Raw genomic sequence first — 26,492 nt, forward strand, 5'->3', positions numbered from 1 at the left:
CCGTAAATTCGTATTCGAATAATTGAAAAGAAGTTAAACTAAGGATTTAATGATAACAAACGAAGCATACATAGTAGCTGGTGTAAGAACAGCAATCGGAAATTTTGGTGGAACTCTTGCTCCGGTAAGGGCAGATGATTTAGCAGCACACGTTTTAGCAGCATTGTTGAAAAAAGTTCCAAACTTGGATCCAAGTGTGATAGAAGATGTGATTTTGGGGTGCGCAAATCAGGCAGGTGAAGACAATCGAAATGTTGCCCGCATGGCATTGTTGTTGGCCGGGTACCCGATTTCTGTCGGAGGAGAAACCGTGAACCGTTTGTGTGCATCCGGAATGTCTGCTGCTGTGAATGCGGCAAGGGCTATCCAGGTTGGTGCCGGAGATATTTATGTTGCCGGAGGAGTGGAGCACATGACGAGAGGACCTTGGGTTCTGTCCAAATCTTCAGCTCCATTTGGAAGAGACCAACAATTATATGATTCGTCTTTCGGGTGGAGATTTATCAATCCGAAGCTGGACGAGTTATATGGAACGGATCCAATGGGAATGACTGCAGAGAATTTGGCGGAAATGCACGGAATTTCAAGAGAAGATCAGGACAAATTTTCTGTTTGGTCTCAGGAAAAAGCGGTGATCGCACAAAATGCAGGAATCCTGGCTGAAGAAATTGTCGGCTTATCCATTCCTCGAAAAAAGCAGGATCCCTTGGTTTTTGATAAAGATGAATTCATGAGACCGGGAACAACCCTGGATACTTTGGGAGCTTTAAAACCTGCTTTCAAAAAAGATGGTTCGGTAACTGCCGGAAATGCATCCGGATTGAATGACGGAGCCGCAGCTTTACTAATGGCATCCGATCAAGGATTGAAAAATCACAACCTGAAACCCATTGCACGGATTGTTTCTGCAGCTGTTTCGGGTGTTGAACCGCGTATTATGGGGATCGGACCGGTGGAAGCTTCCAGAAAAGCATTGGAACGTGCCGGATTGACTTTGGACCAGATGGACGTATTGGAATTGAACGAGGCATTTGCTGCTCAAGTCCTGGCTTGTACCAGAACAATGGGCTTGGATGACCGCGATTCACGGATCAATCCGAATGGCGGAGCGATTGCTTTAGGGCATCCGCTTGGAATGTCCGGATCACGAATCTTACTTGCTGCAGCAAATCAATTGCAGCGAACAGGAGGGAAATATGCCTTGGTGACGATGTGTATCGGAGTAGGCCAAGGTTACGCCACAGTGATTGAACGGGTTTAATTCCAACCAATGTAGAATTTTTGTATCTCTATCATACCATGAAAAAACTCCTATTTTTGCTTTGTATCGGTCTTGCTTTTGCTTCTTGTAAGAAGCGCGATAAAGCCGTTTGGGATACTGATTGGCAAGTTCCACTTGTACATGATAGTCTGACCATGTCTAATTTGGTCGCAGATTCACTGTTAACAGTCGTTTCCGGTAATTATGTATTGGATATCAATTCTTCCTTGTTCGAGTTTCGGTTAAGTGATTTTGTTGAATTGCCTGACACAAGTGTTCGGAATACATTCAATATGGCTTTGAATATTACTGCTGCTCCCGGCACCTCCTTTGTAAACAATGTAGAGGAACATGTAATTGATGTCGGAGAAGTACAATTGAAGAAAGTTCGGGTAAAGCAAGGTGGAGTTGTACTGAAAGTATTCAATCCGATTGCGACAAAGACTTTTTTCACGATTCAATTGCCCGGAGTTACAAAGAACGGAGTTGTTTTATCACAAGAATTTATAGCTCCGGCAGGTTCACAAAGCAATCCCGGTGTTGCTTCCGGATTTGTAGACTTGAGTGGGTATGAACTGGATTTGACCGGTGAATTCGGAACTTCCTATAACCGGATTCAATCCAAAATGCTGGTGAAATCCGATCCTGCCGGACCAACCGTGACAGTCCTTACAACGGATGCCATCATCTTTGAATTCGAAATGAATGATGTTCAACTGGATTATGCACGTGGTTACTTTGGAAATGAATTGGTGTCGGATACGGTATATGCCCAAATCGATGCGATGAATAACATCACGACCGGATTGTTGGATGTGGATGCCATGACTTTTGACCTGACAATTGAAAATGGGTTGAAAGTGAACGGAAAATTCAAAATTAACTCACTTAAAAATATCAATGCAGCGGGCAGTTCGGTATCACTGACTCATCCGAATATCGGTACTTGGAATACGATTAATGCTGCAACCGGGTCGAATGGGAATATCACTCCAAGTAATACAACCTTAAGTTTCACCCCAGGAAACAGCAATTTCGAACAATATATCGAGAATCATGGATCGAAGAACGAATTGAGCTTCCAGCTTCAGATGAATCCATGGGGAAATGTCTCCGGTGGTTGGGATGAAATTTATGATGAGTATCCCTTGCGTGTTAAACTGGATGGACTATTTCCGTTGAATGTCGGACTAAGTGATCTGATTTTTCAGGATACCTTCGCTCTTAGTTTAGTGAATGACCCGAATAAGACCAATGTGAAATCCGGACAGATTTGGGTGAATGCGATGAATGCTTTCCCATTTCAAGGAAACCTGGAACTCCATCTATTGGATGCCAATTATCAACAAGTGGCAGTGGTGTCCGGAACAAGTGTAATTGAATCCAGTATTTTCGGTTCCATGATCAATGGAATCATGCAAAAGAAGAGTGTAGTCTATTTTCCTGTTTCTGAAACAGTTTGTGACGATATTGGTCAGGTCAAATACTGCATGATCAAGCTCAAGTTGAATACCTATGACGCCAATGGTGTAAATACTCAAGTTCCTATTCCGGCAAATGCATTTTTCAAGTTTAAACTTGGTGCTAATCTAACTCTTGAAAATCACTTGTAATGAACAAACTTGTTTTAGCATCACTCACTTTTTTCATAGCGGGAAGTACGCTTTTTGGTCAAACCACTTTCCCGGTTTTCAGTGACAGTTCATTGCAAAGTAACCGCTTGTTGTTTAACGGGAATTTTGATTTGACAGGAACTTCCATGCGAAAGGAATTTGTAAACACCCTGGCATTTGGTGGAACCATTGATTCCGATATGAAGGATCGTACCTTGAAATCGCATCGTGCAAATAATCGCATCGGGGTTTTCGGATCCGGTGAAGTGACCTATGTTTCGGGTGCAACCAATTTATTCAAATCAGGAAAATATTCCTGGTTGGTGAAAGGAGGTTATTACGTCATTGGAAATGTAAACTATACGAAGGATGCATTCAAGCTGACTTTTTACGGGAATAGTTATTTAGGCGCAGATACTGCAAACCTCACAGGTACACGCATTTCCGGAATGCAGTTCCAAAAAGCGGGTTTCGGATTTTATCATAAGAAAACAGGAAGTTCCTTGACTTTAAATGTGGTCAATGTACAGAATCAATTTGGTGGGTATATCCGGAATGGAAAATTATCCCAGGATCCGAATATCGATTCCATCAGTCTGCGTTTAAATGGGGATATGACCTATTCGACCGGCAAGAATTTCAGTAAGGGAATCGGATTTGCCATAGACTTTGATTACTATTTGAAAGTTCCCTGGTTGAAGGATTCGGCTACGTTCCTGTTCAGTGTTCAAAATTTGGGAGCGGCTTACATGTTCCAATCGCAATCGCGCTATGAAGTGGATTCAACTTACCGGTATAGTGGTTTTACATTGGATCAGATCCAGAATAGTGGCAATTTGTTCGGTGATGATTTCTCGCTGTTGGATTCCTTGAATGTGGAGAAGAAACAAGTGAAACGCTGGGTAATGGTTCCGGCGTCCATTCAAATTATGAAGTTGGTCGATCTGGCTTCAGCTAAGAAATTACAAACCTTCTTCGGAATCCGGTTTTTCCCGACAATCGGAATTGTTCCGACAGGTTTTGTCGGATTGTTCTATCGGTTTGTACCGCGTATTTCGGCTTCTGCCAATGTGGCTTTCGGAGGATCTTCCATTGTTCGTGGAGGTTTGATGCTCGGATATCATGGAGATAAAATTGGGATCCAGTTGGGTACGGACGACATTTACGGTTTGGTATCTAAAAAGGGATTTGGTCAATCAGCATTAATTCGTTTGTCATGGTTATTCTAAGAGTTTTATTGGTTTCGCTTTTATTCCTATGTTCTTTGGAATCTCAGGGACAAATTGCTTTCTACCGCGTATTTGGAGGGAATGGCTATGATAAAGCAGAAGGTGTGGCACAATTGCCAGACAGCAGTTACATTGTAACCGGATCTTCCTCCAGTTTTGAAGATGCTCCTTCACAGGCTTTTTTACTGAAGTTGAATAAACAAGGTTTTCACGTTTGGTCAAAAGAATACGGTGGTGCAGAGTTTGAAGAGGGAAGAAGAGTCCTTTTCGTTCCGAATTACGGGTATTATATCGTGGGCACTTCTTCCAGTAACGGAACAGGTGGATTTGATGGATATGTGGTTTTTACGGATTTAAGTGGAAACCAACAATGGGAAAAATGGTACGATAACGGTGGTTGGGAGCGCTTCCATGATGCAATTCTATTGCCTGACACAAGCATTGTGCTATTGGGAGAAACAGATGCGAATCCGGAACAGGTTACGGATCAGTATTTCACTCGAATCGACAAAGATGGAAATGTAATCTGGGACCAGCAGTCGGGAGGAGTAGGAATTGACTACTTCAACAAAGCTGTTTTGGTTACGGATACCACATTTGCAGTTGTCGGAACCGGTTATTCCGCAGATTCCTTGAAATCAAAAGGATATGTGGGTTATTATCATATCGATGGTTCCTTGATTTGGGACACCTTGGTAGGGAGTAATGGTGAATACATTCTGAATGATGTCCAGTTGGTTTCAAATGAATTGAAATGTGTTGGAGAAAGTTTGAAAGTAGGAAAAACGGATACCGATAATTACCATATTTTTCTGACGCTGGCAGGAGGTTTAATTTTGACGGATGATAATTATATGGCTAATCCGAGTCGCTATGTCGGATTTGTGAATTACACTGCTGCACCCGGAAATAAGTACTTTGTGGTAACCCAAGGAAATGATCCGCAATATTCGTATCCCGGAGGAGAAGACTTTGTAATCAACCGTTTCGCGTTCGGGTTCTTTTGGGATGGGTACGGAGCAGGATACAATGCCGTTGGACAAGATCAGGTCAACCACATTGTTCAAACCAATGATGGATACGCTGTGCTTGTTGGTTATCATACAGATCCGGGATTCAGCACGGGAGGAAGTTCCCTTTTCATTGTGAAACTTGGCAGTGACACAGCTTTTCCGGCAAGTGGAAGCCCATCGATCTATAGCATTTTGAGAGTGGAAGATTTGGAAAGCAACACCGATATTTCCATTTACCCCAATCCATTTACGGAGTTAATCCAAATTGATGCTGCCGTCTCATTGGAGTTTGTTGAAGTACTTGATTTAACAGGTAAGCAAGTTTATGCTTCCAGTTCACAAATTTCATCCATTGAAACTGCTGCCTGGGAAAAAGGAACGTATATTTTGCGTTGTCAATCCAATGGAGTTTGGTATAGCCGAAAGGTGATGAAGTTTTAAGTGAACTAAGAAGAAAATACTTTTCAAGTGCTTAATTATCTGCAATGAATTGATATTGCTAGGCAAAGTCACGACTGTTTTTTTAGTTGTTAAATTTTTCTAAAAAAAAATGATTAACAATTGGTTGTGTAATTCTTTTTTCTATTACATTTGTTTCATAGATAAAAACCAAACTTTCAGATATTCATTGAGCCACCCTTAAATCTTCAATAAATTTCAAAAGTGCGTTTTACAGTAGATTTCAATTAATGCTTTCCATTGATTGTTTACCAGCTATTACTATGCGCTGAAAGCCCGGTTTTAATGAAGTATTGTATCATTACTAAATTGAAATAAGTGAAATTAGCCGGCTATTTATTGTTACTGATGCTGTTTGCATTCGGTAATCTGAACGCTCAACAAAGCGCTTTTCCAGTCACCTTATCAAATCCAATGGATTACGATACGATTATAGAGACGGAACCGAATTTCATTTGGCAAACCAATATCACGGCACTCCAAACAGATCCACGTTATTCGCAGCGCTACGTACTATGTGAATTGGAAGAGAACCAATTAAAGGGAGATGCAATAGCTGCAAATACTCCTATTTTGGTTTTGGATGATTATCAAAATACCATGCATTCGTATTCATCGAGTGCAACTCCTTTGGAAGAAGGTCATACCTATGTTTGGCAGGTTTCCATTTTGTTTAACAGTTTGATAGTCGATCAATCGGAGCCGTATCAATTTACCATTCTAAAACCAAAAGATCCACTACCGAATTTTTATCCGGTAGCATTTAAGAATGATGGGCAAATGCTTTCGATTGTCAACGAGAAGATCGGCTTGTTGACCGATGAAACCGGATCCTTGAATTTGAAAGTCACCCTTTCTACAAGAGGTCAGATTGTCAAGACGGTTTATTTGAATGAACTGTTGAATGGAGAGGAAAAGACAGATGAAGTAAGTGAATACAAAGGAACTAAGCGTTTTTACATGTTGAATCTGAAAGACCTGGATCTGGAAAAAGGAGTGTATAAAGTTTCCTGGAATTTAAAAACCAAAAGGCAGTACACCTTTAATTTTACGATAGACTGATTAATAACTCACTTTTTGAGTTTTCAATCCCTGAATAAACCAAAAATAACGTACCGACTTTGAATCTTAAAAAAATTATGAATAAGAAGCAAACATCACAAGGAACCAAAAGCATCTCTTGGTTTTTATTAATCGTATTTCTGTGGTCAACTTTTCAACCCTCATTAAGTTACGCGGGTGGACCTACACAACCGGAAGCGAGTGCATTTACACCGGTCGGTGTTTCTGATATGGTTGATCCGTTCACTGGTGATTTCACCTATAATATTCCCTTGATGGATATTGAAGGCTATCCCATTAACATTGCTTATAATTCTGGCGTGAGCATGGATCAGGATGCTTCCTGGGTTGGTTTGGGATGGAACCTGAATGCAGGAGCAATTACCCGTGGACTTCGTGGATTACCGGATGATTTTAACGGGGACCAAGTGGTGAAAAAATTAAGCACCAAACCCAATTTCAATATCAATATTGATGCCGGGCTTGGGCTTGAAATCGTAGGATTCAGCTTGCCTTCCGGTGGAGGAGGAGGTTTGAACCTGAGTGTCGGAATGGGTTTCAATAACTATTCAGGGTACAGTTCTACAGTAAGTATTGGTCCTTCTTTTGACTTTGGAAAATTTTTGGGAGGTAATTTGACTGCCGGGTTTTCCTTATCGGGAAGTAGTGAAAATGGAGCATCTTTTTCACCGAACGTGAGTTTGAGTTATAAAGAAAAAGTCAGTGAGGCGCAGGACAATAAAAAAACAGGAACTATTGGTACTGCTTTTAACTCCCGTGCCGGTTTGCAGCAGGTAAGTTATGGATTTAGTGCCTCGAAGATTAGTTATAATACGACAAAAAAAGATCTTTTTGGGGATGGGTACGAGTATACATTTCGGGGTACGCCATCAGGTAGTACATCTGCAAGTATGGGTGGGGCTTTCGATTTCGGAGTGGCTCAATATCTGCCAACACCGCAGCACAGCAAGTTTGCTACATCTGCTGCTTTCCGTATGAATATATCCGGATCCGTATTTGGTGTAGATGGTCAAGGAAACATTGGAGTTTCCATGTCGCGTTCCTGGATTCCGGAGGAGCATCAAACGATCAATGTTCCTTCTTACGGATATTTGTTTTCACAGAACGGTTTGGGTTCCACCAGTAACCAGTTGGATTTTAACCGCGATAACGATCAGGCATTTTCAAAATACAGTGTCAATCTTCCGTCAGCTTTTCAAACTTATGACTTATTCACTGTAGCGGCTCAGGGAACGGGGGGAAGTTTTCGCCCAATGCGTAATGACGTGGGGTATGTATACGATCCTTTTAGCTCTGCGAATGACATTGGGGCCAATGTGGGAGTTGAATTGGGATTTGGAAACTTAACCGATATTGGAGTGGATATTGACATTCCGATTACAATCTCTACAAACGGTCCCTGGTCTGATGACAATGCAGCATACAACAGTCTGAAATTCAGAAGTGGCGGTGTTGGAAACATTGTTCCGAGTTTCTCATTCACTGAAGCAAGTGAAAGTTCCGTGACGAGAGATGATCTAATGAATACGCAATTCTTCGGTACACAAGCAGAGCGTCTGGTACTGGGGGGGAGTGCAATTTCGCCGCGTTTGAACAATAGTTTAAATCAAGGCGGAACTATTAAAGCGATTACCAAGAACCAAAAGTCACTTCGTGATTATGCAAATAATCAGCTGTATTTTCTAAGTCGTATTGAAGTTGAGAAAGGACTTGGTGTGATTCCCTTTAACAGCGGTAACTTATTTTCAGTAGCACCAGCGCATCACATTGGTGAAATTACACAATTGGGACAGGATGGAAGAAGGTACGTATTTGCAATGCCTGTGTACAATCATTTCCAGGAAGATGCAACTTTCGCCTGTGGCGATGGACTTTTAGGATCCGGTGGAATTAATTACCAGAATGATCAAAGCGGTCTAATCACTGGTGTGATAACAGGAAATGAGACATATGGTGATGCTTCTCCGGGAAATGACAGAGGAATTGACCATTATTTCAGTAGTTCGAAAGTCCCGCCGTATGCCCATTCGTATATGCTTTCAGCAGTGTTGAGTGATGATTATGTGGATTCGGATGTTACACCCGGACCAAGTAAAGATGACTTGGGTTCATATGTTGCTTTCGATTATGAAACAGTAACTGGTCACGAATGGCGCACTCCGATTGAAGCTGGGAAAGCATATCACAATGAGGGAATGCGATCAGACAAAACGGATGACAAGGCAAGTTTTGTTTACGGAAAAAAGGACCTCAAGTATTTGCATGTCATCAGAACAAAAAATTACGTGGCTGTTTTTGAAACCGAAGCACGTCATGATGGTAGAAGTGCTGTAGGCAGAAACGGAGGATTGAATAGCGCCGACAATCTGAGTACAAGAAAACTAAATAGTATTACCTTATATACAAGATCAGAATACGATGCGAATGTAAATACGAGCCTTGCAAATGCAACACCAGTCCAAAAAGTGGAGTTTGAATACGATTACAGTCTGTGTAGAAATTATCCGGGAAATGATCAAACCAGTCCATCGAATACAAATCCGCTTGAAACGGGTAAGCTGACTTTGAAGAAAATCAAGTTCTCTTACCAGAATTCCAAAAAAATGAAGTACCGGGATTACGAGTTTGATTACGGATCCGGAACAGCAGCTAATCCAAATTATAATCTAAAAGGGTCTGATCGTTGGGGAACCTATAAAACACCAGTCGCAAGTACAGAAAGTGAAGACGATATGGATTCACCACTAAACAACTCGGATTATCCGTATGCTATTCAGGATAAAACAACCGCTGATGCAAATGCAGGTGCCTGGTCTCTGAAAACGATCAATTTACCTTCCGGTGGACAAATCGAAGTCACTTATGAATCCGATGATTATGCGTATGTCCAGCACAAAAAGGCGGGACAAATGTTCAAGATTATGGGGATTCGGTTTGCAAACGGAACAACTGATATGGTTACGGACGGGTCTGCCGTATCCAAATCATTAGTGAATGGCAGTGATAAGAATGGACGTCTATTGTTTGAATTGAACGATCAGGCTGACAATATTTCCCAGTATGGCAAGAACGGTCAACAACTCTATTTCCGGGTATTGTCCGAATTGATCCCAACTGGTAACGGATTTAAAGGAAAGACAGAGTTTGTTTCCGGGTATGGAGTCATTGAATCCATTTCAAAGATCCAAATCGGGGGTACGGGTCCGTTTTACGGATGTATCGAATTAAAGGGAGAACGGTTAAAAGATGGTTTTTCATCAGATTACAGTCCGTTGATTGCGCAAGCCATCTTATTGGGGCGGACACAACTTTCAAGAACAATCAATAACAATTTTACACCGAGCAGTGAGTCGGGAGAAAGCGAACAGGCTATCATCAGTTTTGTGAATGCAACTGTGAACATGATCACGAGTTTTAAGGAATTGGTAACGGGTCCGAGTTTGGCTATTTATGATCAGGGAAAAGGAAAGAACATCATTCTCAATAAATCCTGGGTCCGTCTGGATTGTCCTTCCGGTCACAAATTCGGTGGAGGAAGCCGGGTCGCTAAAATCGAGATCAAAGATAACTGGTTAGATATGGATGGTGGGGCTTCCAGCACCTACGGACAGGAATACGAGTATGTTTTGGAAGACGGTACTTCTTCCGGAGTGGCTTCCTATGAACCACAATTGGGTGGTGATGAGAATCCGTGGCATACGGCTTATATGGTTAACAATAAGAAACGATTGGCAATGGATGACAAGATGTATATTGACGATCCGATCATGGAATCTCAATTCCCTTCTCCATCCGTTGGATATTCAAGAGTCGTTGTTAAAGACTTGTATCATGAAGGTGTGAAGCGAACTGCAACAGGAAAGGTGGTGAAAGAATTCTATACAGCCAAAGACTTTCCAACGATTGTATCGCGCACAGATGTAGACATGCTTACGGATCACAGTTTATTCCCGATCGGACCTAAATACCAGTTTTTGACCGCAAACCAAGGTTTTTCCATTGAATTAAACAACATGCATGGAAAATCCAAGAAGGAAAGTGTTTATGGTGAAGACCAAACCAAACCATTGTCGGTGGTTGAATATTATTACAAAAGTGAGGATTTGAATTTGGATGGAGTTTCGAACAAACGTTTAAAGAATGATATTACGGTTATTGACGAAAAAGGAGTGAGTTCTTCAGCAACCGTCGGTGTTCGTTACGATTTGGTTGGAGATTTCAGAGAAAGTGAAACCAAATCACGCGTTCCGAAAATACACATTAATACGAACAGTTTCCTTTTAGCCATGTTGGTGATTGCAGTTCCACCTGTTTATCCGGGATACGATCAGACAACGAACCGTTTCCGAAGCGCAACCATGAACAAAACCATTAACCGTTTTGCGGTTTTGGATAAGACAGTTGCCAATCAGGATGGAAGTATTGTGGAAACAAACAATCTGGCTTTTGATAAAAATACAGGTGAAGTATTAGTCACTCAAACAACCACGAATTTTAATGATAAAGTATATTCATTGAATTACCCGGCTTATTGGAAATACCCTTCATTCGGTCAAGCCTCGAAAAACGTATTGTACTCTTATAAAGCAAGCAATGTGACCAATAATGGTTTTGCTGCGATTCCTTCTCAATACAATTATTTTGCAGAGGGCGATGAGGTTTCTGTGAGCATAGGATCCACCATTAAAAAAGGATGGGTAGTGGATGTCAACTCAAGCGGAATTCGAATTGTTGAGAAGAATGGTACACCATTTACGGGAAATAATGTGACGATTAAAGTAATTCGTTCAGGATATAGAAATAAACAAACGACTTCCATGGCGAGTATGACCTCATTCAATAATCCGATTGTGGGGGTGAAGTTAAATCAATTCAAAGACGTCTTGAATGCCGGTGCTATTGAGTTTGGACAAGACTGGAGAACTTATTGTGATTGTTTCAATGCATCTTCAAATCCTTATGTTATAGGAGTAAAAGGGAATTGGAGACCAATCCGATCATATACTTATTTGACAGAGAGAACTCAAACGAACTACGATGGGAATACAAATATCCGCAAAGACGGAGTATTCAAAGGGTACGCCCCGTTCTACAAAATTGGACCTACCGGTTGGGAGAAAAATGGACAAAACTGGACTTTTGTTTCAGAGGTTACGGAATTCTCCCCTAATGGAATGACTCTGGAGACAAGAGATGCCTTAGGAAGGTATTCAGCTAGTTTATTCAGCTATAACAATACCTTGACTTCGGCAGTTGCTGCGAATTCAAAAGGAACACAGATTGCAAGTGGAAGCTTTGAAGATTTGGCCTATACGAACTGTATGGACCAGAATTTCTTCTCAAAAGCAAAGATTTCAGGTGGTACGAATTTGGTAACTATTCCTGCGGGTTCTATTTCTACAACAAACTCCCATACAGGAAAAACCAGTATCAGAGTTACATCTTCAACACCTGTGAAGTTTGAAAATGTAGTAACAACCTGCACGGTTACACCTCCTTGCTCCTTGGTGCTGAATTGTACTACTGGAGGGGTAAGTTGTACAGCCATCAATATCACTGGTGGAACAGCTCCCTATACAATGGATTATGAAGTGGTAGGTACGTGTAGTGCTGAAATGACTACAGCAACTCAAATCATCCCAACCATCAGTGCATCACCTGCTACAAATACTTTAGTGATAACGTTAACTGACGCGGCTGGTTGTAAGACAGCAAAAAAATACAAGGTAGTAGGAGGAGTAGTTGTTACAGAGAACATTCAATATTAAAAATCAGTTTCACTTATGAGATATATCGCATTCATTTTTATCATTTTTAATGTATTTGCCTCAGTCGGACAAGATACCATTTTACGAAATTACTCGGCCAACCGGGCTTGGGTGATGTGTTCTGATCCGTCAGCAGTATTATATAATTCTTCAACAGGTTTTATCTGCAACAATGGAGTCACAAAGCAGTATTTTCTTTTCAAACCTGAAGTCAATTATGCTTCTTCAACCATCAGTTTCAGAGGATATGCAAATGCAGGGACAGGAACGCCGGTTACAATCAGCTATAAATTGTTTGGACCATTTAATGTAAATGATGATTACGCTACTTGGATAGAGAACAATGCTGTTGCTCCGATTTCTGCAGGAGGACCTTCGGCAGCTGTAATTGCTATGACATCCGCATTAACCGGAAATAAGCATTACGTGTTGGAAGTTACCTCGCAATCTTGTGCGGGAAGAGTTGCATTCACATTAAAGGACTATAGTTTAAACTGTTCCAGATATACTCTTGACTGTGAAAATTGTATCCCTAAATTTCAACCTGCTAATGGTGAATATGTTGTTACCGGATGGGTGAAGGAAAAAGATGGGGAAGCAAAAACTGCTTATGACAAATGCTTCATGAAGGTTATTGTAAGTGGCGTGCCAACCGTAATTCCGGTTTCTGGGCAGATTATTGATGGCTGGCAACGGATGGAAAAGACTATCACTGCGAGCAGTACGGGTGATTTTGCTATCGAATTAAGTGCATCTGCCGGCAATGAATGCTACTTTGATGACATCCGGGTGATCCCATTTGCAGGTTCAATGGTGAGCTATGTTTACGATCCGGTGACCATGCGCTTAATAGCTGAATTGGATGAACGAAATTTTGCCAAGATCTACGAATACGATGAAGAAGGAAAACTGATTCGTGTGAAAAAAGAGACGGAGAAAGGAATCATGACCATTCAGGAAAATAAGGAAAATTCATCTGTACAAGGATCATATTAAATATGAAAGAAATTACATTACTCGTTTGTTTATGTCTTTCAATTGGCTGTTTTAGTCAGGAAAGAAAAACATTGGATGCAAAATCCTTCAACGCCGAAATGGTTCAGTTGGGCAAAAAAATGAATGCCGAGTTGATCTCAGTAAAGTTCAAGAAGGAGATTTTTAAGGATATCAATTCGTCTGTAATCATTGAATCTAGTTCCGGACAGATTATTCGCGGAAAAGGATTGGAATATAAAATGGTGAATCCCGGAATGATCAGTTTTCAAACAAGAAACCTGAATGTGGTGGTGGATTCGTTGGAACGAATCGTCATTATCAGCAATGTGGATTCAACCTTGCAGCAGGTGACGCAATTACAGCAAATTCCTGCAGATGCATTGAAGGGGTATAAGCTCGAGAAGATTGTTTTTCCGACTTACTATATACTGCGGGCAGAACCGGAAAATGCCTCCATTGGAATTATGGAGTTTTACGTCCATACACAATCTACAGAGTTGTATAAACTCAATATGTTCTATCCGCCCGGAAATTACTTTTCCGAGTCGATGGAAGATGAAAGTGTCGAATCACCTTACCTGACGATCATTTTCGAACCCATGAAAAAACTAAAGGAAACGGCAAACCTGATTTCCCTGGAAAATATATTAGAGAAAACTGCTACAGGAGAATATTTACTATCTCCTAAAATGGTAGGTTTTCAATTAAAAGATTCACGTTACAAATCACCTAAATAATCGAATCCATGTTTGTTTTAAGATTCATACCACTTCTAGTTCTGTTCTTTGCAAGCCTAAATGCAACTGCGGCATTAGTGCCACATACTGCAGTGGTATTAACCGGTTCCACGGCTTCGGGAACGACTTCTATAACACCTCCGGGTTGGTCATTGACTCCAACGGTTGATTTAACCCGAAAAGGGGTTATTACCTTTGGTGTAGATCACCATTATTCAAGTTATGTAAGTCAATCGACAACGGAAATAACCGTTTTTGTAGAGAAATTTAGCACTTATTCCGCGACAACTCCAACTTCGACCGAAACGAAGATCATGACTGTTTATTACTATCCGGTTGATTCATTGAGTTATGTAGATGAAAACACCCTTACTATTGACAATGTGGAGAAGGTGAAAGTCACGATCACTCAGATTAAAGTAAATGGAGTGATTCAAACAACATTACCTGCAAACCTCTATTTACAAGCAGATGTATTTGTAGATCGCATCTACGATTTTGCTTCACAAGTAACCTTCAATTCCTATCATCTGCTTGCTGATCATCCATTTGACGTTGATTGTGATGGAGTGGACGATGAGATAACCGTTTCCTGGGATGCGGTTCCCGGAGCGGAAGAGTATCAATTGGAATGGACCTTTATCAATACGGTTGGTCTCACAACAACGGAGATTAATAATTTGAAGGTTGATTTCAAGAATAATTCAACCCGTATTTCGACGATAGATTTAAGTTATAAGATTTCCTTGTTATTTGATCGGGGGATTGTTGCTTTCCGTGTCCGTGCAGTCGGACGATCAAGTACTTCGCCTTATAATTTATTGTTTTCAGCATGGTCTATTTTGGATGGACCTCAAGTCATGTCAACCATTTCAACAGATGCAAAACAAAACGTGGATCCTTACGATGTCAAGAAAAACTGGCAGTATAGTGCTACTTACGCTGAGGAAGGAAAGAAGAAAGAGGTAGTTTCCTTTTATGACGGTTCGTTGCGCAACCGTCAGATGGTGACCAAAATAAGTACGGATCATAATGCCATTGTTGGTGAAACGATTTATGATCATCAAGGAAGACCAGCGATTCAGATACTACCTGTTCCAGTTACAGATCCGGCAGATTGTGAAGTGCCGGATACGGAAAATTCATTGAAGTTCTATCCGGAGTTCAACAAAAATGAGGCTGGAACGACATCGTATTCGAAAATTGATTTTGATCTTTCGGATCCGGGAGATAGTTGTCACGCAATGGAGATTAATCCGATGAGTTCAAGTGCCGGGGCTTCCAAGTATTATTCGACAAATAATACCGATAACTCAGGAAGTCAGGGTTATGTTCCGGATGCACACGGATACCCGTTCAGCCAGGTGGAATACACTCCTGACAATACAGGCCGTATTCGTAGACAAGGTGGAGTTGGGAAAGATTTTCAGCTAGAAGCAGATGTAACAACGCATCCGACAGAGTACTATTATTCACATCCTTTCCAGGAACAACTGGACCGTTTGTTCGGATCGGAAGTTGGAGATGCAGCCCATTACCAGAAAAATATGGTGGTGGATCCGAACGGACAAGTGAGCGTTTCTTATTTGGATCAGGAAGGGCGAGTGATTGCAACTTCCCTTGCTGGAGAGGAGCATGGTAATTTAGTTGCGCTTCCATCAGCAGGAACGTCAGCACCATTATCTGTGGATCTATTTGCAAAGGATGCGAATGGAAATTCAACAGCTAACAAGCTGTCGTTTGATGGGATGGCAAAGGAGTTCAGTCAGACTGTTTCATTGAGTTCCAGTTCGACCTTAACTATTCGGTATGATATAGCAGTCAATCGCTTTACAAGCCCATGTTTGGGAAGCTTATGTTTGAACTGTGTATACGATCTTTCCATTGAAGTAAGAAATTTATGTGGAGAATTGGAAAGTCCTGTCGCGATGTCGTCCAAGATGGTCGGACGCTTTACAGAAGGACCTGGAGGAGCGATTACTTTCCTGACAGATTGTCAAGACTACAATTACACGAACACATTTGTAACGGATGCCTTACCGGTTGGAACTTACCAGATCACCAAGACACTGACGGTAAACCAGGAGGCTTTGGAAACTTACCTGCAAATGTATACGGATACTTCCTCTCTTGGGATCAATACGTGTATCGACCAATATGATGATATCCTGGACCAAGTAGGCGCAAGCTCGAATATCGATGATTGTTCGGAGGATTTCAGTTGTGCGCAATGTGTCACTAACCTGGGAAGCTTATTGGAATACATTACTGCCGGTGGTACGGAAGAACAGTACAACTATGAATTGGAACAATGTAATGCACCGTGCAAAGGGGCTTCGTACTATGAAAACATGCGTGCGATCTTAATGATGGATGTTACTCCGGATGGACAATATGGGCAATACCTGAATAATCAAAATGTGATCGATGTTACCATCTATCCGCTTTCTGTTTTGAATGCAACGGCAACTAATAAACTTCCGAAAGTAAATGCGAACTGGAGAAATCCACGTTATGATGCGGAATCAGTTATTCAAAATTATTACTTTGATGAAGATGGAGTTACACGTTCACGTATCCCGTTGACTAACGTCGTATTTACAGGAGTGTCTCCGGGAGCTACTCCTGCATTGTTAACAACGCCGGTACTTGGAACGAACGTATTCCTGGATAATGCTACCGGAAATTATTATACCTATCCGCAGTTTTTGAATTCGGTGAGTGATTTTATCAGTTATTATAGCGTTAATCCACAATGGGCAAATTCATTGGTTTATTACCACCCGGAGTATCCTTATTTAACGAAGTACAAAGAATATTATGTAAAAGCGAATCCGGCAGATCCGTATTCTTCCGAATCATTTGAGCAATACATGATGACTTTCAATACATGGGATGATGCTAAAATTGCTGGTTTTATTACCTCAACGACACCTCTTTCAGGAGTTGCTGTGAATAACCGGATCAATCATTTCTGGGATACACCGGCTGGTTCTCCGGGAGCATTTTTGAGAGATCCTTACGGACTAGTAACTGCTGCATTGAATACCAAAATCATGAATTATGCCACCATTAACGGGACAAATTATTCCATGATGCAGGTCGCTGCCATGATGAACCGTGGAGGTAATAACCTGGTTGGAACTGTTCCGACCTCAACAGATTTGGATTTGGGAATCGATGTCGCAGGATATTCAACTCTTCAAAACACCCAATTGCGTGATGCGGAATGGATGACTTTCAGAGGTTTGTACCTGGCTGCAAAACAAGAACTTCAATATACAGCTGCAAGAACGTACGCCATAAACACGGATCCTGGATACAACGGTTGTATTGGGAATTCGTCCTTTAGTGCGTTTGATTATGGATTCTTGGTTGTCGCACCGGCAACCACACCTTTTTTCTCCGGTGGTTTCTTTAACTCAAATCAGCCATGTTCCATTTATACTTTAGGATATTACACGCACAAACAACCGCGTTTTGGAAATCAATTGGTAAATGTCAATTCGGATCCTTCGCAAGTTGCTTACCAGATGTATCTGCAGACCGGTCAATGTCCAATTGCAAGTGCATTCCAACGTTTTTTATCGGAAGCCGCTTCAGACCATAATTTGGCAAATACCGGTTTTTCGGCTACGAATACCATGAATAGTTTGTCAGGATTGATCATGGCAATGCAAAATTTTGAAATTCCTACTTCCATTCCGAGTTTGACCTGGACAGTATTAACAGGTAACAATACGAGTAGCTCACTGCAATTGGCCCTGGAGGAAACCAGCTCAACATTTGCAACTTTCAGTTTGTCGAAGGCTCTTGGAAGTGCAACATATGCTTGGTCGGATGTAGTTTCATTCAATAATTTGCAGTTCACAGTATTAACTGGTTCACTTTATGAGTTTACTGTTGATGTAAAGGTGAGTATTGGTGGAAATTTTGTTATACAGCATCTGACAGGAACAACGACCTTTAAAATCGGAAATTGCTCTTTCCCGGATGTGTGTAAATTGAATGATTTCGGAAAAACGCTTCAAAATTTGACCAAATCTTTGGCTCAAATGGGAACCTTGTCGAGCACGAGTTATATTGATTTGACGGCAATTCCGTATAGTAATTTTTTAAATAATGCCGTTAAATACACCGTGAATCCTACTTATGCAGGAGCAGCTATTAAATGGAAATACGATGCGGCAATTCCTGGATTTGTACTGACGGATGCTACAAGAACAATCAATATCAAAATTACAGGTACAAATCCAAGTACTTTCAGTTTATCCTCATTATCCACCATTGCATTTATTGATGAATTGAAAGCAGGAGCAAACAATACCATGGAACTGGTTTGTAAAAACTCATTGAACACTTACCTGGTAACCCTTTCATGTGAGTTGATTCGTTCGGACAACATAGCAATTCCGGTTGGAAAATGCGGATTGGATGAGGCTATTATTTGTACCGGTTTGGAATACGAAACCTATGATGATTTAATGGCTGTGCTGGAATTCTCGCTTGAAAACCAAAATGAACCATTCAGCCTTTACAATACTCCACTCTGGACATCTGTTTTGAATGAGCAATTAGTGAGCACACCAACTACTATTATAGGAGACGTTGATAATCCAACGGGAGATATCTTGACTTATGACCTTCCAGGATCCTGTGATTTGGTTTTGACCTACAACGGATCAAGCCCGAATTTCAATTTCAATAACATCGTTTCTGTAAATGACATTAAATTGTTGAACCAGACGGTTTATGGTTCATTCAACGATTTCAAATTATATGTGACTTATTCTTACGGTGGTAATTTCTACCAGGATTCCATTTTAGGAACTTCCTGTTTCAAATTGAAAACATGTGAGACTTGTACACGAACACCGAATGATACAGAAGAAGTACATCCTGCAACCTCAGAACAGACGGACGGGGTTGTTGACCTGAGTACCCTGAATGAAGAATTGATTACGGAGATTGACAATGATTCTGAATTGTATTGTCTGGATTTGTATGAGGATTATCTCGCCCTTATTAATAACAAGGTTGAGGAAATGATGCATGCTGGTTGCATAAGTGTTACGATCAATGAACCAATCCTGACTTATGAGCAATTCGTTACCTATGGGTATTGCTGCGAGGATAATTTTTATGGTGTAGTGAATTATTTCAATGATTTATATTCTTTAAATACAAGTGGTTGTAGTATTGATGCTAATTTTGATGCTGATGGACTTGGAGAGATCACAACTTGTACTATTCCTGATTGGCAAAACGCAGGAAGTAGTTTTTGTATTGAAGTATACGTCCAATATGTAGCGTTAATTGGTTATTTTAATAATTCTGCATGGGCTTCAGCTAACGGGGTTCATCTTGATGTGGCTTCGTCATCTGCCTTTAAATGTCGTTGCTTTGCAAATTATGCATTCTATCTGTTAGAGTATATATCTGCTTTAGCGGATGAAAAGTTGAGTCATCCAATGAGTATTTCAGATTATTGTGGTTTAATGGATGCTGAACCAACAAATACCTGCAGCACACAATATGATCAATACGTAAGTTGCACGAATTACTTCAATGACAATAGCGGTGCAACTGCCTTACCAATTGTGGATTACGATGTGTTCGTGGAAAATGACCTCTGTTATTGTGTGGATGATTATTGTTCAAGCCTAAGTTTGACATTGAATCATTTGCAGGAAGATGAACAGACGGATTTATTGGTATTCTGTTTATCCGGAAGAGAAGTTCCGTGCGTAACAGACACCGTAGCGACAAATTTTGAAACATTTGAAATTGCCTTTGAAGACCCATGTACCGCTTTCTATGCAAGTAACAACGAGGTAAATGCACAAATCCATTACAATCAGCAAATTCAGGACTTTTATACCCAATTGGGGCAGGATTACATTGCTCATTGTATGAAGGCTACTGAAGGACTGTCCTTGTCTTACAACGAAATTGAACACCATTTCACCTTGTATTATTACGACCAGGCAGGAAATCTGATCAAGACCATTCCACCGGAAGGGGTTGAATTTGTTGATATTAGTGATCCTACTATCAAAACCGGAATCAAAGCCGACCGACTGAATAATACCCACAAGGTGATCACGAATCACCGGATGGCGACCACGTATTTGTATAATTCATTGAACCAGTTGGTGGCTCAGAATATGCCGGATCAGGATGCAATCAAGGTGTTTGAACCGATTTTGCCGAATGGTTTGCCGGTTGCGTTAACAACTACTGGAATCCAGATGATTGATGCGAACCAAGGTTATCTTACAGGTTTCATGGATGCAACAGGAGTTGCTCCATTGACCAATCGCGGATATTTATTCAAAACAACCAATGGCGGTTTGAACTGGGTGCGTATAACGAATACCTTAGGTACGGATTTAAAAGAAGTGCAAATGGTTTCTACCACCGCCGGTTATGCGATGTCATTGGAAGGATTGAATTTAATTACCAAAGATGGGGGATTAAATTGGGACTTGTTGGATATGAGCCCTGGTCCCATTCCGAATTACGGAGAATACGTAGCGATGGAAGTGGTAGGAGTGAATGCTTATATTTTGAATCGCAACGGTCGAATTTTCAAAGTTACTCCTGCTGGAGTTGTAAGTGTTTACCTGAATGCTTTGGGAAGTATTCCGGGATATACGGTTTCAACAGTGAAGGATTTTACACTGCAGGGAAATGTCACAGACTTTAAGGGTATTTTATACTTGTTGACTGTTTCTGATGGTGTTGAAACCTTCGATGCAACATTTATCAGTACGGTAACTACCGGTGGCGGACTTAAAATAGATAAAGTACAGGTGGGAGACCTCAATGCACTTTCATTCTATTCTACGACAGCTGGATTTATTGGAGGAGCGGACGGAAACTTATCGCGGGTGGATGGTACTGCAGCAAGTTCATACAGACAGCGTCTTCAAAAATCGGATGCAAAGGGATTGATTGACCAGATTCACATGTTGAATGCTACTATCGGGATTGCACGAATCACTGAAAATGGAGTGAAAGTCATCCGAAGAACAACGGATGGTGGAGCTACCTGGATTCCTCTTTTGAAAGAGTACACCAACGCAACTTTATCCTTGAACCGACGTTCTGCATCGAATCTGGAGGTATTGATTCAGGGTTATGAAGGTGCGCCTTCACCTGCACCTGCGGCATATTCTACGAATGTGGTCTTGAATACCGGTGGTCTTTGTTCAGAGTTGAATCAAAATCCAAGCTTAGCACAGAATTTGGACATGAAAATCGTTTCAACCTATAACGATGGAACCAACCTCACCTATTATGGAATTGCATTTGACGGAACGAATTACAACCTGTACAAGTCCAATACGTTTATCAACATCGGAACAAATGTAAGCTATACGCTGATGGCTATTTTAGGCAACAGTACGGTGATTCCGAAGGAAATGGTAGTTGCAAAATCAGGTACTGAAATTGCGGTCGAAGTATTGACAACGGGTGGTGTAATTTACCGCTCACAATCGACAACGACCGGTTCCGTAATAACATTCCCGACCTTTACGAACTCGGCAGCATTGACGTCTATCGTATCCATTGACAAGATTACCATCTCTTCATTGGATTATATGTTGGTCTACCGTTCATCGGATAACAAGGTTTATTTAAAGGCAGCTACTTCTTCAGGCAGTTACTCCGCTTATGTGACCAACCTCACTTTAAGTGGCAGTGTGATTACGAAGATGGCGGTTCATGGTTCTTACATTACATTGGCGGGAACAAACGGAGGAATCTTTACTGTTGCCGGAGTTACTGCGACTGCAGGTAGTACGCTTAGTTTCGGGAGTCGATCAAATCACCAGTTATACAACTTAAAAGCATTGAAATATACCCCTACAATGAATTTGGTGGTGGGTGAAAATGGGCAAGCTCTTACACGTCCGGTGCTTCTAACAAGTGAGTCGGTGGCTACACTTCGCCCTTTAGGCTTGACATCTGATTTGAATGCAATGGGTGAAGTAAATTATGCTTCAGCAGTACATTATATTTTTGGAGGTAATGATGGTGCATTGGCTGTGGTCAGAGCGACCAATTGGTTACTTGCGCCAACATTGTATACAACTTCAGGTACTTCTGTAACAGATCATATCGGAGGAAAAAAGATCAATGATATTTCTACGGTAACTATTTCGAATGTAACTAAAGTGTTTATTGTGGGGGATATGGGTTCTCTCTATTATACCCCAAATATCTACACAGAGTCTTTCTTACCAGCCGTAATCCAATCCAATCAGAACTTCCTGGGAGTATCCATTATTACAACTACTGAGAAGGCGATGGTTGTTGGAACGGGAACGGAAGTTTTCCGCTATAATCTAAATGTAGGAACCCGGATCACTCGTGTATTTGGACCTAAATATAAAGACGTGCATTTTGAAAATAGTCAGATCGGAACACTGATTGGCGATTATTACTTTGTACGATCTACCATAAATGGCGGATTGAATTGGAAGCTCAATAGAGTAACGGTTCCAAATACAACCGGATTAACGAAAGTCTGGACCAAATCCAAACCCAATGGGGAGCATTTTGCATTTGTTGGGGCTGTAGGTTATATCATTAAACTTGACAATGGAACGGTAACACAGACTGTAACAAGCGGAACGATCGATGATATTCAATTCTCAAAATCGGATCCATTGTTTGGTTATATCGCTAACAACAATACTTTGGCAAGAGTAAGTTTGATGCCTATAGGAACAGCACCTGCAGTAACATACAACATATCAACACCGGCAACGGTTTACACCGCAGCAAATCCGATCCGAGGAATCCATGTGTTTGAAAATACATCGGCAATCATGGTTGGTGATGCCGGTGGAATCTATTATTACCGCAACGACCCAACAACTCCTACAAGTTACACACTTGCCACTGTTTCAGGGGTTGCATTCAAAGACGTTGCTTTCATCGATGACAAAGTGGGGCTGGCAGTTGGAGATGCAGGAACCATCTACAGCTTGTATTCTACCAATAATGATAATGTGACACACGATATCCTGACTACCGGATTTTCCGCGTCACCGGAATCATATACCGATCCGGAATCTGGAGTGACGCCTGCCTTGTTCAATATTACTGCGCTTGCCTTTAGTTCTACGAATACCGCTGTTTACGGTGGTGGTTTCATCAGTTCCGGAGACATCACGACGAGGGGAGCCATGGTGCGCTACCTGAAGTTTGAAAAGGAATTGTACTCTGCACGTTTCTATTATGACCGTTTGGGAAGAATTGTGGCAAGCCAGAATTCACGCCAAGCCGGTGTATCAGGAATTACGGATGATAAATACTCGTATACCCTTTATGATGGATTGGGCCGCGTAACAGAAGCAGGAGAGAAATCGGAGAATGGAAGCGGAGGAACTAAATTTGCTTCCGTGTTTGGAACCAATGTGGGTGGTACAATCGTACCAAGTGTAGTAGATGATGCGAATTTGGGAACGTGGTTGTTATACGATGCAACGAATACCCGCAAGGAAGTCACTAAGAGTTATTACGATATAACCGATGGTCCGATCAATACGGATCTTGGTTTCACATCCACCACTTTGGATAAAAGTACGCAGCGCAAACGTATTGTGCATGTAACTTATTCTTCTGTCTACTCGACAAGTTCAAATGTGTACGACCATGCAACACACTACGATTACGACATTCATGGAAATGTACGCACACTTTACCAGGACAACCGTTTGATCAGTACCATGTCCGGTATAGGAGACCACCGCTTAAAGAAACTGGATTACATCTATGACCTGATCTCCGGAAATGTACACCGCGTGGATTACCAAAGCGGTCAATCCGATCAGTGGCACCATGCTTACAACTACGATGCGGATAACCGCATTACGGACGCGTATACCACACTGGAAACACCATTAACAGTAGTTTCAAGTTCCCTTGCATCCATCCAGGATGAACTGGAATGGAGCACCTTATGGGATCGCGAGGTCAATTACCAATACTACGAACACGGGCCTTTGGCACGAACAGTTCTGGGAGATCAGGAAGTACAGGGAATAGACAACGTCTATACTTTACAAGGTTGGATCAAGGGAGTGAACTCCAATACGCTAGATGCGAATCGTGATCCGGGTATGGATGGAGCGAGTTTATCAGATAATCACACGATAGCGAGGGATGTATTCGGTTACAGCTTGCATTACTTTGATGGCGATTACGGCGGCGCGATAGGAGGAAATAACACCTTCATTGCAACACAGACCGCAACGAATGGCATCGTGACGAACTCATCCCAGCTTTACAATGGGAATATTGGCCGCATGGTGACCACCATCACCAACCCGGATACCCGCGCGGTATTGCCAGTAGGGAATGCCTATAAGTACGACCAGTTGAACCGCCTGTCCGAATCCAAAAGTTTCAATAATATCGATCTGGGAGCCAATTCCTGGAATACAGGAGGTACGACGATGTACTATAACAAATTCACCTATGATGCGAATGGGAATATCATGACACAATTGCGTTACGATGAAACGGCTACAGGCATTATCGATCAGCTAAGCTACAATTACAAAGATGTAGCTGGAGGGATTGGAACTACCAATCCGAAAAAACACAACCGCTTGTATAATGTACAGGATGGACCGACTTATAATTACGATGCAAACGATATCGATCCCGGACAGGCAACGAACAATTACGCTTACGACGCAGAAGGCAGGTTGGTTAGTGATGCCCAAGAGAAAATAGCTGTGATCAGTTGGAGAGTGGATGGAAAAGTTAAAAAGATAAGCCGCAACACCGGATTTGGAAAGAAAAACATATCTTTCGATTACGATGCCATGGGTCATCGTATTGCAAAACATGTATACACCGATGCCGACGTGTTAGAAAGATCCACATATTACGTTTTGGATGCACAAGGAAATACCATGAGCGTATATGAACGAACCATTGTGGATAATGGAACAAGAAACGGTTTGGTTACGTTTGCTCAAACCGAGAAACACATCTATGGATCTTCCCGCCTCGGTGTCCATACGGAACGGATAGAATTACTTGGAACCTTGAACGATACCTATTCCATGGCGAATATCCATCACCACCTCGGGAATAAGACCTACGAATTGACAAATCACTTGGGGAACGTACTAAGTGTCATTTCAGACAAAGTGATCCCACACAACAACGGTGGAACAATTGATTATTGGTTGGCGGATCTCCGCCAGGCAACGGACTACTCTCCGTTTGGGGTGATGCTACATAACAGGGATTTGAAGTTGACTAGTACTTCAGGAATATTTGCTCCTTATCGTTACTCCTTTAACGGCATGGAAAAGGACGACGAAGTCAAAGGAGGTGGAAACAGCTATACAACAGAGTTTAGACAATATGATCCTCGATTAGGGAGGTGGTTGACTATTGATCCACTATCTCAAAATTTTCCATGGCAAAGTCCTTACGTCGCTTTTGATAATAAACCGATAGTAATGGACGATCCTAAAGGATTAGCTGCAAATGGTACTACGGGGAATGGTGGTTACCAGAAAGGCGACAAAGGATCACGTAAGAAAGATAATGGTAACGGAACATCAAATTATGATGCACCTGTTGGAACCGTTATATTACCACAAAGAGCTAAAGTTCTAGAAACTTTGCAGGATGGAAATGGAAATGGAAAAGTTGATTATAATGGCAAAACATTAGAAGGTGAATTTGGTGATCTTAATAAATTTGAATTGGATGGAGTTGTTTATACTTCAAAGTATTCAAGTGGAAAATTTATGGGTTTTTACTCAGGAAAAGGTGAAAAATATTCTGAAGGAACTATTAAACCAATTGCTGTAGAACAAGATTTGGAATTTAGAGTTCAGGCAGGGTCGTCATCTGTAGGGGTTGGAGCAATGGGGGCAGAACTTGATCTTCTTGGTTGGCAATACTATAGTGTTAGTTCTAAGACTGGTGAAGGCTGGGATGAGGGTGGAAAATCTACCAAAATGCATGACTTCTCATTTTTCGAACCTGGATCTGGTGTTTCAGTGAAACCTGGTTTTGGAGTCGAAATATTATCTATTGGAGGTGGAACTCTAACAGTTGAGAAGGCGTACTTAAAAAAACACCCCACCAAATCAATAGTTAAATTATTAAATGATAAGAATATAATCACCATATCTGCAGGTTGGGGCTATAAATATGCCCGCATTGAAATATTTACTGATGACTTAGAGTTAATTGCAACTGGAAATATTCACTCATTTACAGTTTGCAGTCCAGGGGGTGGTGTGCGTCAAGGGAAGACTAGTTTTTACTAAAAGAAATAAAGAATCA

The 26,492-nt window shown here is 41.4% G+C and carries 9 protein-coding genes; all 9 read left to right on the forward strand.

Translation table 11 applies throughout. The features are described 5' to 3' along the window. Window positions 1-49 precede the first annotated feature (49 nt). The gene (locus tag AAG807_RS10785) at window positions 50-1,261 is read left to right on the forward strand and encodes an acetyl-CoA C-acyltransferase (RefSeq protein WP_341903520.1); all 1,212 of its coding nucleotides are present in this window, start codon (window positions 50-52) and stop codon (window positions 1,259-1,261) included. A gap of 38 nt (window positions 1,262-1,299) precedes the next feature. Next, on the forward strand, window positions 1,300-2,874 hold the full coding sequence (locus AAG807_RS10790) for a hypothetical protein (RefSeq protein ID WP_341903522.1): 1,575 nt from the start codon (window positions 1,300-1,302) through the stop codon (window positions 2,872-2,874). Next, on the forward strand, window positions 2,874-4,103 hold the full coding sequence (locus AAG807_RS10795; protein ID WP_341903524.1) for a hypothetical protein: 1,230 nt from the start codon (window positions 2,874-2,876) through the stop codon (window positions 4,101-4,103). The genes AAG807_RS10790 and AAG807_RS10795 overlap by 1 nt, the downstream gene beginning before the upstream one ends. After that, window positions 4,091-5,557 (forward strand): T9SS type A sorting domain-containing protein, encoded by a 1,467-nt coding sequence (locus AAG807_RS10800; protein ID WP_341903527.1) that lies wholly within the window; start codon window positions 4,091-4,093, stop codon window positions 5,555-5,557. Before AAG807_RS10795 ends, AAG807_RS10800 begins: the two co-directional genes overlap by 13 nt. 336 nt (window positions 5,558-5,893) lie before the next feature. After that, complete coding sequence (locus AAG807_RS10805) at window positions 5,894-6,637, forward strand: hypothetical protein (protein WP_341903530.1); 744 nt, start codon at window positions 5,894-5,896, stop codon at window positions 6,635-6,637. Between the two features lie 77 nt (window positions 6,638-6,714). Then, the gene (locus AAG807_RS10810) at window positions 6,715-12,426 is read left to right on the forward strand and encodes a hypothetical protein (protein WP_341903532.1); all 5,712 of its coding nucleotides are present in this window, start codon (window positions 6,715-6,717) and stop codon (window positions 12,424-12,426) included. 15 nt (window positions 12,427-12,441) lie between these two features. Next, window positions 12,442-13,422: a hypothetical protein gene (locus tag AAG807_RS10815; RefSeq protein WP_341903535.1), complete on the forward strand. Its 981-nt coding sequence runs from the start codon at window positions 12,442-12,444 to the stop codon at window positions 13,420-13,422. 2 nt (window positions 13,423-13,424) lie between these two features. Further along, window positions 13,425-14,159, forward strand: a complete 735-nt coding sequence (locus tag AAG807_RS10820; RefSeq protein WP_341903537.1) for a hypothetical protein — start codon at window positions 13,425-13,427, stop codon at window positions 14,157-14,159. 8 nt (window positions 14,160-14,167) lie between these two features. Then, the gene (locus AAG807_RS10825; RefSeq protein WP_341903540.1) at window positions 14,168-26,476 is read left to right on the forward strand and encodes an RHS repeat-associated core domain-containing protein; all 12,309 of its coding nucleotides are present in this window, start codon (window positions 14,168-14,170) and stop codon (window positions 26,474-26,476) included. Window positions 26,477-26,492 lie beyond the last annotated feature (16 nt).

It is taken from the genome of Fluviicola taffensis DSM 16823, assembly GCF_943372375.1.
Lineage (GTDB): Bacteria > Bacteroidota > Bacteroidia > Flavobacteriales_D > Crocinitomicaceae > Fluviicola > Fluviicola taffensis_A.

Excerpts from the sequence above, each read along its gene's own strand:
- AAG807_RS10800 (WP_341903527.1), top strand. The coding sequence starts at position 4,091 with ATGGTTATTCTAAGAGTTTTATTGGTTTCGCTTTTATTCCTATGTTCT.
- AAG807_RS10785 (WP_341903520.1), top strand. The coding sequence starts at position 50 with ATGATAACAAACGAAGCATACATAGTAGCTGGTGTAAGAACAGCAATC.
- AAG807_RS10825 (WP_341903540.1), top strand. The coding sequence starts at position 14,168 with ATGTTTGTTTTAAGATTCATACCACTTCTAGTTCTGTTCTTTGCAAGC.
- AAG807_RS10795 (WP_341903524.1), top strand. The coding sequence starts at position 2,874 with ATGAACAAACTTGTTTTAGCATCACTCACTTTTTTCATAGCGGGAAGT.
- AAG807_RS10810 (WP_341903532.1), top strand. The coding sequence starts at position 6,715 with ATGAATAAGAAGCAAACATCACAAGGAACCAAAAGCATCTCTTGGTTT.
- AAG807_RS10820 (WP_341903537.1), top strand. The coding sequence starts at position 13,425 with ATGAAAGAAATTACATTACTCGTTTGTTTATGTCTTTCAATTGGCTGT.
- AAG807_RS10790 (WP_341903522.1), top strand. The coding sequence starts at position 1,300 with ATGAAAAAACTCCTATTTTTGCTTTGTATCGGTCTTGCTTTTGCTTCT.
- AAG807_RS10815 (WP_341903535.1), top strand. The coding sequence starts at position 12,442 with ATGAGATATATCGCATTCATTTTTATCATTTTTAATGTATTTGCCTCA.